Source organism: Parapedobacter defluvii (assembly GCF_014642075.1).
In the GTDB taxonomy this organism is placed as follows: Bacteria; Bacteroidota; Bacteroidia; order Sphingobacteriales; family Sphingobacteriaceae; genus Parapedobacter; species Parapedobacter defluvii.
Genome location: NZ_BMIK01000019.1, coordinates 89,071 through 101,961, shown reverse-complemented (window position 1 = coordinate 101,961; position 12,891 = coordinate 89,071). Strand labels below are relative to the sequence as shown.

The following is a 12,891-nucleotide window of genomic DNA, read 5'->3' as shown; positions in this document are numbered from 1 at the left end:
TATTGTGGAAAACGCCGGAATAACAAACTTGCAGAAACAAAAAGGCTGCCTCAAGAAATTACTTTTGAGACAGCCTCTTTTTGGGTATATACACCCGGGTACCGTAATTTTCGGCTTGGGAATGTACCGCTCTTGGTGAAAAACTGTACTTTTATCGCTTGCAATGAAGGTAACCGATAAAGACATCCTCCAATTGGCACGGACAGACCCGCGTAAAGCTTTCCATTGGATTTTCGGCCAGTATTGGGAAGAGCTGTACCGACATGCATGCCGCAGGGTCGATTCGGCGGAAACCGCCAAGGACCTGGTACAGGAGGTGTTTATCACCTGTTGGGACAACCTGGGCAAGCTATCCGAGCAGGAACACCTTCAACCCTATCTATATGCTGTATTGCGCAACAAGGTACTCAAGCTGTTTGAAAAAGATGAAGTCAGACTGCGCTACGCCCTGCAACATGCCGCCGATGATGCAGCGACCGGTATTGATCCGCAGCAGCAACTGCTCACCAAGGAACTCCGGGCTATCCTTGCCGATGAGATCGGTGCACTTCCCGAGCGTATGCGGCAAATCTACCAGCTCCGGCATGACGAAGGACTGAGCATCCGGGAGATTGCCGAGCGGCTGAACCTGTCGGAACAGACCGTCAAAAATCAGCTGCATACCGCCACGAACCGGCTGCGCGACCGCTTCACGGGCTACGGTCTTTCCCTCATCATGGCGGGCACCACCCTGTGGATGCAACAAGCCGTTTAAAAAAAATTCATTGTAGCCTAGTACTTTTTTGACCGATGCCGGATAAGTAGGTATATGGCCAATCTGAAAGACATACAACGGCTCATCCAACGGTACAACGATGGCACGGCAACGCCCGAAGAGCGGCGGCAAGTGGAACAGTGGTACGACACCATTCACGGCCCCGATCATGGCAACCTGGAACACCAGCCCGAGGCCAGGGCATACGTGCGCCGTACGCTGTGGGCGGGTATTCAACGCAGGCGCCCCGTCGGCGCAGGCAAGCGGAGACTGGTGCGTTGGCTCCCCTATGCCGCTGCCGTGCTGATTGCGGTGCTTGCGGGTACGTGGTTCTTCGTCAGCGAACGGGAGGCACATCCGCAGGTCGTTGCGGAGAACGCCTATGCGATCCATCCCGGCGGCAACCGCGCCACACTGATGCTGGCAGATGGGCGCACGATTGACCTAAGCGAGGCGCAGTCTGGCATTGTGGTGGCCGATGGCATTACCTACAGCGATGGGACCGCGGTGCTGGACAGGTCTGCCAATACGGGTACCGGCAACGAATTATTGCAGCTGACCACCCCCCGGGGCGGTACCTACCAAATTACCCTGCCCGACGGCAGCCAGGTGTGGCTCAATTCGGGCACCACCCTGAAGTACCCAGCCCGTTTTGATGGCCGGGAGCGCCTGGTAGAGCTGGAGGGCGAGGCCTATTTCGAGGTAAAAAGCCTCCAACATATGCCTTTTAAAGTGAAGAGCAAAGGGCAGGAGGTATCGGTGCTGGGTACGCAATTCAATATCTGCGCCTATCCCGAAGATACCGATACGAAGACTACCCTGGTAGACGGCTCAGTCAAAGTTGCCGTGTATACAGGGCAGCAGCCGGCGGTTGTGCTACAGCCGGGGCAGCAGTCGGTTTTCCAGCAGTCACAACTGGCGGTGGTAGCGGTCGATACGGCCCCCTTCATCGCGTGGAAAAGCGGCTTTTTCCATTTCCGGCAAACGGAAATCCGGGAGGTGATGAATCAGCTGAGCCGTTGGTACAACATCGACGTAAGGTACGAAGCCAGCCTGCCGGGAGAAACTTTTTCAGGAAAGATGGAACGGAATGTCAGCTTAGGCAATGTACTGGACTTTCTGTCCGGTTCGGGCATCAAATACCGTTTGGAGGGACGGCATCTGATCATCGAGGGGCTGACTTATCAATAACCAATGTTTAGACCAAGGAGGTAAAAATATGAAGGAATAAAAATTACCACTGCTCAAAACAGAACGAGGAAGTGTTGCAACCACCTCCTCGCGATGTTCGGATATGCCGATAAAGCTTTGTATTGAAACCGGATTATAAACTATCCAAACAAACAAATTTAATGATAAATTATGTAATGTCCCGCTGTGGCCTGAAAATTCCCACAGCGCTCAACCAATTATTACTTGTGATGCGGATAACCACGCTGTTCGTACTCCTCGGATTTCTGCACGTAAGTGCTACTTCCCTGTCGCAAACCATTACGTTGCATGCCAAACGGCAGCCGATAGAAGACGTATTTGCGGCGATCGAAAAGCAGACCGGATATTGGGTGATGTATAACGACCGGCTGGTCCACGCAGCGGAGCCGGTTACGATTGAAGCAACCAACATGCCGCTGAAGGACTTCCTGAATCAGGTTCTGACACCGCTCGCCCTTACCTATACGGTAGCGCATACCAACATCCTGATCAAGGCTAAAGACAACCGTGCGTTCGGCCATCGAGCGGCAGAAAATGCAGGAGCCACCGAAATACAGCAACAGCCGCTGCGCGGCCGGATTACCGATGAAAATGGGCAACCCCTTGTAGGCGTGACGGTCAGCATACCCGGTACGACGGTCGCAACGACTTCCGATGAAAACGGGGCGTATGTCATCACCGTGCCTGCGGAAGGCCAGCAGGTATCCTTTCGGATGGTGGGGTTTGAATCCCGGGAATATTCCCTCGCGGGGCTGGCCACCCTGGACGTCGTGTTGCGGGCCACGGTGAGCGACCTGGAGGAAGTAGTCGTCGTGGGCTATGGAGCTGTCAAGAAAAAAGACCTCACCGGATCGGTTGCCTCCGTACAGACACAGGATTTCAAGGATATTCCCGCCAACTCCATCGAGAACCTTTTGCAGGGGCGTGCATCGGGCCTGCAGATTGTCAAGACCTCGCAGGACCCCGGTGCGGGTACCACGGTACGCATACGTGGGGGCAGTTCACTGCGCGGATCCAATGCACCTTTGCTGGTGGTAGACGGATTTCCCCTTGGCGATGCGGGTAACCTCAAGCAGATCAACCCTGCGGATATCGTATCGATCGAAGTGATGAAAGATGCGTCGGCATCCTCCATTTACGGCTCGCGCGGCGCCAATGGCGTGATCATGGTCACCACGCGCAAAGCCGCTGCCGGCAAAACAGAAGTCAATGCCAAGCACCAGACTACGTTGTCACAGTTTGCGTCTGACATCATCCAATGGACGGATCCCGCCCTCATGGCCCAACTGGACAACGAAGCAAAAATCAATGGAAGCATGCCCCCGCTCTACGTCGGAGCCGTCAATTCTACGGGCATCTACTATCCTTCGGTGCGTGAAATACAGGACGGCACCTGGCCCCATTTCACCGATTGGGCAGACGTGGTTTTCAGGGACAACGCCCTCACGAATACCACCACCGTTTCGCTGGCCAATGCCAATGACAAGACCTCATTCAACCTCAGTGCCAACAACTTCGCACAGGACGGCGTGTACATCAAAGATGCCTACAACAAACAGATCCTGAACCTGAACATCAAACACGAAATCAGCAAACGGCTTACGGTGAGTGCCTTCAACAACCTCTCGCGCGATACCCGGACCGCCAACAGCGGGCTTCCTTACTGGCGCAATCCGTTGTGGCCGGTATACAACGACGAGGGAGGTTACTTCCTGGCCGGTGCTACCGACTACGAGCATCCCCTCGCATGGACCGAGCACCGGAAGAACATCAACAAGGGTACGGATTTCATTTCGTCCTGGCTCCTTGACCTGGATGTGGTCGACGGACTGAACCTGCGGTCGCAGTTCAATTATAAATACGGCGCATCCATCACAGACCGGTACGAACCCGATGTATATACCGAAACCGGTACCAACAACAAGGGAGCAGCATTTCTGGACAACTGGATGGGGCAGGTATATACCGCAGATACATACCTGACATACGACAGGACCTTTGGCGGCGACCACGCACTGACCGCCATGCTGGGCCATTCGTATGAATATTCGTTGGCGCGCTCCTCCGCGCTGGAATCCTACAATTTCAAAAACGGAGCCCTGAACAACGAAAACATGGCATCGGGTACCCCCGAGCTTAATCGGCATACCAACGGGCAGACGCTGACCAAGCTGCTGTCGTTTTTCGGCCGTATGAACTATGCCTATAAAAACCGGTACCTGCTCACCTTAACCCTGCGTGCCGACGGTTCCTCCAAATTCAGCGCCAACCATAAGTGGGCCTATTTCCCCTCAGGCGCGCTCAGCTGGAAACTGCACGAAGAAGACTTTATCAAAGACCTTGGCATTTTTGACGAGCTAAAGCTCCGTGCCAGCTACGGGATATCCGGCAACCAGGGCATTTCCCCTTACCAGACCCTCAGCCGTTATGGCATCGAAACGTTCTTTACCGACGGTGCCTGGAATACCGCCATCGGCCCCGGCTATGTCATCGGTTTCACCGGCGTGGGCGGCCGGTACAAAGAATGGGGTGGCATCCCCAACCGCGACCTGAAATGGGAAACCACCGCACAGTACAACCTGGGGCTTGACGTTTCTTTCCTACGGAACCGGTTGCGGCTTACGGCCGACTACTACGACAAGCATACGTTCGATCTGTTGCGGGAGCGGTACCTTGCCCTCAGTTCGGGGTACGACCGCATGTGGGTAAACGATGGAGAGATTGCCAACCGCGGTGTGGAACTGACGGTGGATGCAGACATTGCCCGCACGCGCGACTGGGATTTTTCCGGCACGTTTATCTTTTCGCGTAATGTAAATAAAGTGGTGAGCCTTGGCGACGCCATTACGTCGGGGCTGAATACCGACTACCTTTCGGGTGTGCAGTACGAGTACTACGGCAACGGGGTAGATCCTTTTAGGGAGCCGTCGCCCAACATCCTGGCCGTGGGGCTACCGGTCAACGTATTCTATGGCTACCGCGTAAACGGCATCCTGCAATCAGCCGAGGAGGGCGCCGCCGCCGGGCTGCTGGGGGCGGAAGCGGGGGCAGGTGAATACCGGTATATGGATCTGAGCCAGGACGGTGTGTTTGACACGCGGGACCGTACCGTTATCGGTGATCCCAATCCCGACTTCCTGGCAAGCCTCAACCTGCGGTCGCGCTACAAGAATTTTGACGCGAGTGTATTCCTCAACGGTGTGTTTGGCAACGACGTGCTTTGGAGCGGCATGTACAACTCCGCTCGGTATGTGCCGCTGCGTTGGACACCCGATAACCCCACCCAGCAGTATCCCAGTGCGCGGCAGGGCCGGTTGTATTACACCTCAGACTGGTTTGTCAAAGACGGAAGTTTCCTGCGTATCCAAAATGTCAACCTCGGATACACCCTGCGTTTCCCCCATGCATCGTGGATCCAGCAGGCGCGGCTTTCGGTGAATGCGGAAAACCTGTTTACGTTTACTTCTTTTGAGGGGTACGACCCCGAGGTGCCGCTTAATGGGCGGTACAGTGGGGGGTATCCGAAGCTGCGGACTTTCACATTTGGAATAGATTTCACCCTCTAACACGTAATCGAATCATGAGCAAATACCTGTATATATTGATGCTGTCACTGGGCCTTTGCCTCAGCGGATGCAGCCTGGAGGAAGAACCGTACGGGTTTTATTCCGAAGACAATTTTTACCGTACCGTGGAAGATGCCGAGTCGGCCCTGTACTATGCATATAATACCTTCTCGTACAACGAGTATGTACGTGCCATTTTCTACATCCACGAACTGGCCACGGAGACCTGCGACGTCAAAGGCGAAGAAGGGTTCGGCTCGCAGGAGATCAACCGTTGGGACTACCAACTGTTCGGTGAAAACGAACAGCTGGAGCTTTTTTATAAATACGGCTATATTGCCATCAACCGCGCCAATGCCGTGATCGACAACATCACGGCCAGCAACCTGCCCGACGATTTCAAGTCGCGCGTGCTGGGCGAAGCCCATTTTCTCCGCGCCTGGAACTACTACTACCTGGCACAAACCTTTGGACTGGTGCCGCTGCATAAGGAGACCATAACGGCGGCATCGCAAACGGCCGCGCCGCTGGCCGCCAATATGGACGAGCTGTATGACTTCATCATCGCCGACCTCCGCATTGCCGTAGAACAGTTGCCGGTACAGCGTATTGTGGGCCGGGCTGACCAGGTTGCCGCGCAGGCGCTGCTGGCCAAAGCGTACCTGAGTATTGCCTCGTCTAAAGAAAGCCAGGTGAGCCTGTACCGCGACATGCAACGTGACGTCACGCTTATGTATGACAGCGCCGCCTATTGGAGCCGCAAAGTGCTTTACGACCAGTCGGAGTACGGCCTGTCGCCCGATCTGCTGAGCATCTACGATACGCGGAAGCCCGAAGGACCGGAGCATATTTTTATTATGTCAATGGATAAATCCGGTATCAACGAGGGTAATTTTTCCTCCATCGACAAGATGTTCATCCCCTATAAAAACGGGGGGAGCCTATGGTTTCCCAACCCGGACGGAACTTACACACAGGCAACCAACATGGGGTGGGGGGTATTCGTCACGACCGACCTGTTTGCCAACAGCTTTGCCGACGGCGATCAGCGCAAAAGCCAGCTCATGGCCAAACGTTATTATACGAAGGCCGACGGGTCGGCATGGGAGGACAATGACTACTACCTCACGCGCAAGTACGTGGACCCCGATTTCGTGGGCGTCAAATCCAGCACCCGCCCTTTCCTCATCCGGTTTTCGGACATCGCCCTCACGTTTGCGGAGGCTGTGGGGCCAACGGCCGAAGGGTACCAATGGGTAGATGCCATCCGGCAGCGCGCAGGTCTTGACGGATTGCCGCAGGGCCTTGGCGTTGCGCAGTTCCGGGAGGCCGTGTTTGCCGAGCGGGCTTTTGAGCTCGCCTTTGAGGGCAAGCACCTGCATGATCTGCGGCGCAAAGCGAGGGTTACCGAGGCCGATCCCCGTGCCGCAGCATCGGGTATTTCGGAAGCGCAGGCCGCGTTTTACCCCCTTCCGCAGAAAGAAATAGATCTCAATCCGAGTATTCCAAGAAACTAAACAAATGAACAAGTATCTTTTATATACGTATTGCCTGCTGCTGCTGGCCGGTTGCAAGCGGGACATCATGCAGGATGTACGTGACCAACAGTGGAACCACGAGCGGGCCATCATCGATATCGTGTTTGAAAATCAGGTGGGCACCGCAACGATCCAACGCGATGAGCAGAACGAAGGGTCCGTATCGTTTATGTATAACGCGACGGCAGGCGACGCCAACCGGCTGATCATCAAAAGCCTGGAACTTTCCTACGGTGCGCAGTCGGAAGTGTCCGAGGGCGATGAACTCATTTTCGACGGTAACCATACCGCCCAGCTGGAGGTAACGTCCAAATCCGGTAAAACGCGCGTGTGGACCATCCAGTACGTTCCGTTTACCGATGAATTGGTAGGCACCTGGCAAATCACCACCTTATCGGTATACGGTGGCGCATGGCCGGAATACGGGGGGTCCGCTGCCTATCCGGATATGGCCGAACGGGCATGGAACTGGAAACAGGACGGTACCGGACCGGCAGCCGAATACGACAATACCCTCACGTTTACGCTGGAAGGTATTACCGAGGAAGGCGATGCCTATGGCAAGGTTATCAATCATGCCGGGCCCGATGAGCGGTATGCCGACTTTATTTTCATCGACGATCCGGATGGGGCACGTACCCCCATCGATGTCAATTCGAAGTACCGCCAGATTCCCGTGGGCGAAGGTACTTGGAAGCGCAACTCCCGTCAGGGTACCGTTACGTTCTCGGGAGGCAGCACCGTATCTACGGGCCGGTTTGTGGGCAGCGGAACCGAAAAGCTGGACGACTACAACAACCAGCTTACGTTACCTGACCATGCTTTCGTATTCGAACTGACGCCATCTTACGTCTGGATAGATATCTACAAAGACCGGGAGCGTTTTGTCGAAAATGCAAAGAAATACTGGGTGCAGGTAACCAAGGTGGCTGATCAATAAACTATTCACACAAATTAAGAAACTCATGAAACTACAGGGCTGTTTACTCGGATTGATGCTGGCAGGCGTATCGTCTGCCTGCCAGGACGTCCGGCTTGAACCCAAAAATATCGACAACGACATCGTGGTGAAGACCACACCGGTTACCAACCTGCCTTTCGAAGGCATCGGCCCGCAATGGGGCGGATACGACAACATCGAGCGCTGGACGGGCAATGCCACGTTCACGGAGGCCGATTGGGCTACCCTGCGCGAGCGCGTATCTTTCCTCAAACCGGGGCTGGTACGCATTATGGCCTCCCAGGGATGGAATTACCTGACAGATGGGGCTTATCACCCCGAGAAAAGTGCCGGTGTGCTTTTCCGGATACTCGATTTCTGCCAGGACCAGGGCATACAGGTGATGTACGGGGAATGGGGCGAACGCGCCCTGGAAGATGGCAGCGTGGATACCGACTGGCTGAACCGGTCTACCGACTTCCTGAAATACCTGCTTGACGTGAAAGGTTATACCTGCCTGAAATATTATAACATGTGCAACGAGCCTGCGGGCGACTGGTCGTCTATCGGTGGCAACTACGATCTGTGGCAGCAAACTTACGATCAGATCTTTTCCCTGATGGAACAGAAGGGACTGTCGGGCCGAATCACGGTTATCGCTCCCGATGTTGCCATTTGGAATGACACCAGCCTTTCCGATTGGATTACCCGCCCGGCCGCGCATTTCGGCGACCGCATCGGTGCCTATGACATCCACTCCTATCCCACAGACGACCAGGTAAAGGGAGGCAGCTACCGCAGCGTGATCGAGGCTTACCGGGGTGTGGCTCCGGCCGGTAAACCCATGATCATGGGCGAGCTGGGTTTCAAGTACAACCCCAACTCAGCACTGGGTGCTAAAAACCTGGCCCGTATCGCGGAAGATCCCTATGCGGGCGATGACTCGAACATGATGGTTTACGATGCTTTTTACGGGGTGGACGTGGCTGATGCCGTGATCCAGAACATGCTGGCCGGCTACAACGGCATTATCCTCTGGAACATGGACGATGCGATGTATGAAGACCAGCGCGATGAACTGAAACGGTGGGGCTTCTGGAACATCCTGGGCGAAGAGCGTTTTGGCGGGGCAGCCGATGAAGCGATCCGGCCCTGGTTTTACCCCATGTCGTTGCTGTGCCGTTATTTTCCGGCGGGGTCAAACCTGTTGCAGGTATCAATTCCCGAGAAAAAAGGACTTCAGGCCATCGCTGCTGAGAAATCAGGAGCCTATACCATCGCCATTGCCAACTCGCATGCTGCGGCATATACCCTGCAACTGAAGGCAGACGAGCAGATGACGCTCAGCAACGCAAAGGTATACCGGTTTACTGCCGGGCAGGGAGCCGCCTTTGAGGGCCCGGTGGATGCCAAAGGCTTTGCGGTTCCGGAAAGCGTAGAAACCATCCAACTCGGCAGTGGCCAGTCCCGTACAATTACGCTTCCGGGCCATACGTTCGTGTTGATAACCACCCTGCCATGAAACGGATAGACTTTTTGATTGCGCTGCTGTTGTGCTGTGCCGTGGGTTGTTCGGGCAAGGGAGAACCTGCCGTTCCCGAGGGAGGGAACGGCGGGCTTTCCGAAAAACTGACGGTGAGCCCTACCCTTCAGGCACACATGGTCATGCAGCAAAACAAGCCGTTTACGATTTCGGGAACCGGCACCGCGGGTCAATATGTCGAGATTTCCTGCAGTTGGGAAGGGAAGCCGGGCCGGGTGCAGGTATCGGCGGATGGTAGCTGGCAGTATACGGTGACCACACCTGAGGGCGGTTTTGATGCCCAACAGGTTACCGTGTCGGGCAAACAGACGTTTACGTTTGACAATATCCTTGTGGGTGAGGTATGGGTGTGCAGTGGCCAGTCCAATATGTGGTGGCCACTAAAAGATGCCGAAGGCGGGCTTTCCGAGATGATCGGCGCCAATGCCAGCCTGCCCATCCGGCTGCTGCATGTGCCACAGGAACAGGCGTCGGCACCCGTGGCTTCGCTGTCTGCCAGGTGGCAGCCCTGCACAGCCGGTTCGCTGGAGTGGTTCAGTGCGGTGGCCTATTTCTTCGGTAAGCAACTCGTAGAGGCACTGCAGGTACCGGTGGGGCTGATCAACGCCAGTTGGGGAGATACCACCGCTGAAGTGTGGGCAGAGCGGGACGCTGTATTGGCCAATGATGCCATCCGTGAGCAGGCACTTAAGCAGGATGCCACGCCCCGGGCAGACGCCCAGGCACCCTACCGCATCGGATCGGCCTTCCATGCGATGATCTACCCATTGCGGGACATTCCGGTGGCCGGAGCCATCTGGTATCAGGGGGAATCCAATATGGATGCTCCCGGTACGTACCCGGAATTGTTGGCCACGCTGGCTGCCAGCTGGCGTAAGCTGTGGAAAGCCGAAGCCGCTGACTTTCCGTTTTACATTGCCCAGATATGCCCCTATGAGCGGGCATTTGACTACCGGGTTCCCTATGCCAACCCAGCCATGCGGTTCGCGCAGCAGCAGGCCAGCAAGCTGATCGCTAACAGTGGGGTGATCTGCAATGACGACATCGGCGACATTCATAACATCCACCCCCGGAACAAACAGGACGTAGGCAAGCGCTTTGCATTTTTGGCGTTGGAGGAAAAGTATGGAAAGGCAGGCCAGCCCAGGTCGCCCATTTATGCAGGCCTCCGCATCAACGGCCGTGTGCTGGAAGTGGATTTCAGCTACGCCGGAGCGGGGCTGGAAACTGCCGATGGCACATCTCCCACCTATTTTGAAGTGGCAGGCGCCGATCGCATTTTCCATCCGGCGACAGCCGAGATCAGTGGCCATACCGTCCGGCTTACCGCCGCTGCCGTGCCGGAGCCTGCTTTTGCCCGACTGGGCTGGAGTTATACGCACACCACCAACCTTCGGGGCAAGGGCGGTTTACCGGTGAGTGTTTTTAAGACCTATGATTGGGTGGAGCCTACGGAAGAGCCGTAGGCTCTGCCGGGGTTTAACGGGCAAGGCACGGCAAAATATGCACCGGAAATGGATTTGCATCACAGCGTAGTCAATGCAAACAACGGCAGGTTAATCATCCAGCTTTCTTCGCGGTAATTGCTCATGGATGCACGGAGAGCCCGCTTGGGTTTATATTTTTCACAATATACACGTAGACTTTTCGCCTGGAGATTTTCTTCTGCCTTCACCTCCAACGGGATTACTTCGCGTTGGTACTGGATCAAAAAATCGATCTCTACCCGCGAATTATCAGGCGACCAGTAATACGTTTGGATATCGTTTCGCGCAGTGAGTTGCTGCAACACATATTGTTCTGTCAACGCGCCTTTGAATTCCTGGAAGACAGTGTTGCCTTCCAGCAATGTGCGCATATCCAGGTCGGTCATGGCACCGAGTAGCCCCACGTCCACCATAAAAAGTTTAAAGGCATTGAAATCTTCGTACGCTTTCAGTGGGATAGCCGGTTTGGTCACGTTATGTACTTGATGCACCAGTCCACAATCTTTCAACCACGCCATGGCTAGTTCATAATCCTTTGCGCGGGCACCTTGCCGGATGATACCATATATAAACTTTCTGTTTTCCTTTGCCAGTTGTGCCGGGATGGAGTTCCATAACATGCGGATACGTGGTACGATTTCATGCGGAGCGTGTTTGGAGAAATCTTGTTCATATGCTGTCAGGATGCGTTTTTGAATCGCTCTGACCTCCTCGAAGTTTTGGTTTTCCGCAAATGCGCTGACGGCCTCTGGCATACCGCCTACGTAATAGTATTGGCGCAACCGTTCCGTAAATCGGGGCGCAAAGCTGTTAATGAGCGCCCAGTCTTTGTTGTGCAGTAATTGCGTCAGTGGTGCTTCACCTATTGCTGCCAGAAATTCAATAAAGGTAAGCGGGAGCAAATCCAGGAATTCGACTTTCCCAACCGGGAATGAAGTGTGGCGGTTAAGTGCAACGCCCAAAAGGGACCCTGCACAGAGGATATCATATTCCGGAGCGTTTTCTTGGAAATACTTAAGTGAGGTAATGGCCTCGGGCACTTCCTGTATTTCATCCAATATCAGCAAGGTATCGGAGGTTATGGCTATTCCAGTCTCAATTTGAAGCCCCAGTAAGATCCGGGGAATATCGAAATCTGCTGAGAATAAGTTTTTCATGAGTGGATTACTTTCCATATTTACGTAAGCCACCTGTTTATACTCGTTACGTCCAAATTCGCGCATCAGCCATGTTTTTCCAACTTGGCGGGCTCCTCTTATGATGAGTGGTTTGCGGTTAGCACGGGCTTTCCAGTTTTTCAAATCGGCATAGAGATCACGTTCCATTAGGCAAAGTTACCTAAACTCGTATGAAATAATGGGTATGATTACATTTTTATGTACGAGTTTTTGTTATATAATACATTTTTATGTAGGAGTTTTGTTGAGGTTACCTCGGTAAAGCAAGCGAATTTACGTGTATGAAAGGTTTTGATGTGCGTTTTTGTGCTTACACCCAGGCCAATTTTAGGTGAATGTTGCCTGCATTCTCTACCTTTGTATCATGGCGGCTGTTCAGGCAGTGGATCTGCATCTCAGTGCGTTTATGCGCAACACCTCGGGTCTCAGCAACGAAGATAGGGTACGGCTGAGCCTTGACCGTATGCGCGCGGCACTGGACCAAGCCATTGAGCGGGGGCAGCGGGAAATTCGTTTCATCCATGGCCACGGCACAGGTACGCTGCGCGAGCGTGTGTACCATGAACTGCGCGTTTACCAGAAAAACGGCCTTATTGAATCGTTCGAGCCTTCTTTTTTCAATCCCGCAGTGGTGAATGTGATTATTCGATATTAGGCCTTTAAAAGATTATTA

General features: G+C 54.2%; 9 protein-coding genes. 8 read left to right on the top strand and 1 reads right to left on the bottom strand.

What is annotated here, in order from left to right; translation table 11 throughout:
- Positions 1–163: 163 nt before the first annotated feature.
- The 7 genes from IEX60_RS20145 to IEX60_RS20115 all read left to right on the top strand — a co-directional run bounded on the left by IEX60_RS20145 (position 164) and on the right by IEX60_RS20115 (position 11,019).
- Positions 164–754 (top strand): RNA polymerase sigma factor, encoded by a 591-nt coding sequence (locus IEX60_RS20145; RefSeq protein WP_188753212.1) that lies wholly within the window; start codon positions 164–166, stop codon positions 752–754.
- 54 nt (positions 755–808) lie between these two features.
- Complete coding sequence (locus IEX60_RS20140; protein WP_188753211.1) at positions 809–1,945, top strand: FecR family protein; 1,137 nt, start codon at positions 809–811, stop codon at positions 1,943–1,945.
- 161 nt (positions 1,946–2,106) lie between these two features.
- A complete protein-coding gene (locus tag IEX60_RS20135; protein WP_229717668.1) occupies positions 2,107–5,532 on the top strand; it encodes a SusC/RagA family TonB-linked outer membrane protein in 3,426 nt (1,141 codons plus the stop codon).
- A 14-nt stretch (positions 5,533–5,546) separates the two neighbouring features.
- Complete coding sequence (locus IEX60_RS20130) at positions 5,547–7,049, top strand: RagB/SusD family nutrient uptake outer membrane protein (RefSeq protein WP_188753210.1); 1,503 nt, start codon at positions 5,547–5,549, stop codon at positions 7,047–7,049.
- A 4-nt stretch (positions 7,050–7,053) separates the two neighbouring features.
- Entirely contained in the window at positions 7,054–8,010 is a 957-nt protein-coding gene (locus IEX60_RS20125; protein WP_188753209.1) for a hypothetical protein, read from the top strand.
- A 25-nt stretch (positions 8,011–8,035) separates the two neighbouring features.
- Positions 8,036–9,532 (top strand): hypothetical protein, encoded by a 1,497-nt coding sequence (locus IEX60_RS20120; RefSeq protein ID WP_188753208.1) that lies wholly within the window; start codon positions 8,036–8,038, stop codon positions 9,530–9,532.
- On the top strand, positions 9,529–11,019 hold the full coding sequence (locus IEX60_RS20115; protein WP_188753207.1) for a sialate O-acetylesterase: 1,491 nt from the start codon (positions 9,529–9,531) through the stop codon (positions 11,017–11,019). The genes IEX60_RS20120 and IEX60_RS20115 overlap by 4 nt, the downstream gene beginning before the upstream one ends.
- A gap of 59 nt (positions 11,020–11,078) precedes the next feature.
- On the opposite strand, the gene IEX60_RS20110 is transcribed toward IEX60_RS20115, so the two are convergent.
- Positions 11,079–12,365 (bottom strand): ATP-binding protein, encoded by a 1,287-nt coding sequence (locus tag IEX60_RS20110; protein ID WP_188753206.1) that lies wholly within the window; start codon positions 12,363–12,365, stop codon positions 11,079–11,081.
- A 217-nt stretch (positions 12,366–12,582) separates the two neighbouring features.
- Here IEX60_RS20110 and IEX60_RS20105 point away from each other — a divergent pair, with 217 nt between their 5' ends.
- Positions 12,583–12,873, top strand: coding sequence for a Smr/MutS family protein (locus IEX60_RS20105; RefSeq protein ID WP_188753205.1), 291 nt, complete (start codon positions 12,583–12,585; stop codon positions 12,871–12,873).
- Positions 12,874–12,891 lie beyond the last annotated feature (18 nt).

What these genes read in the sequence shown, in the direction of transcription:
- IEX60_RS20110 (WP_188753206.1), bottom strand. Translation starts at nt 12,365, where the DNA reads ATGGAACGTGATCTCTATGCCGATTTGAAAAACTGGAAAGCCCGTGCT.
- IEX60_RS20125 (WP_188753209.1), top strand. Translation starts at nt 7,054, where the DNA reads ATGAACAAGTATCTTTTATATACGTATTGCCTGCTGCTGCTGGCCGGT.
- IEX60_RS20140 (WP_188753211.1), top strand. Translation starts at nt 809, where the DNA reads ATGGCCAATCTGAAAGACATACAACGGCTCATCCAACGGTACAACGAT.
- IEX60_RS20115 (WP_188753207.1), top strand. Translation starts at nt 9,529, where the DNA reads ATGAAACGGATAGACTTTTTGATTGCGCTGCTGTTGTGCTGTGCCGTG.
- IEX60_RS20120 (WP_188753208.1), top strand. Translation starts at nt 8,036, where the DNA reads ATGAAACTACAGGGCTGTTTACTCGGATTGATGCTGGCAGGCGTATCG.
- IEX60_RS20105 (WP_188753205.1), top strand. Translation starts at nt 12,583, where the DNA reads ATGGCGGCTGTTCAGGCAGTGGATCTGCATCTCAGTGCGTTTATGCGC.
- IEX60_RS20145 (WP_188753212.1), top strand. Translation starts at nt 164, where the DNA reads ATGAAGGTAACCGATAAAGACATCCTCCAATTGGCACGGACAGACCCG.
- IEX60_RS20135 (WP_229717668.1), top strand. Translation starts at nt 2,107, where the DNA reads ATGATAAATTATGTAATGTCCCGCTGTGGCCTGAAAATTCCCACAGCG.
- IEX60_RS20130 (WP_188753210.1), top strand. Translation starts at nt 5,547, where the DNA reads ATGAGCAAATACCTGTATATATTGATGCTGTCACTGGGCCTTTGCCTC.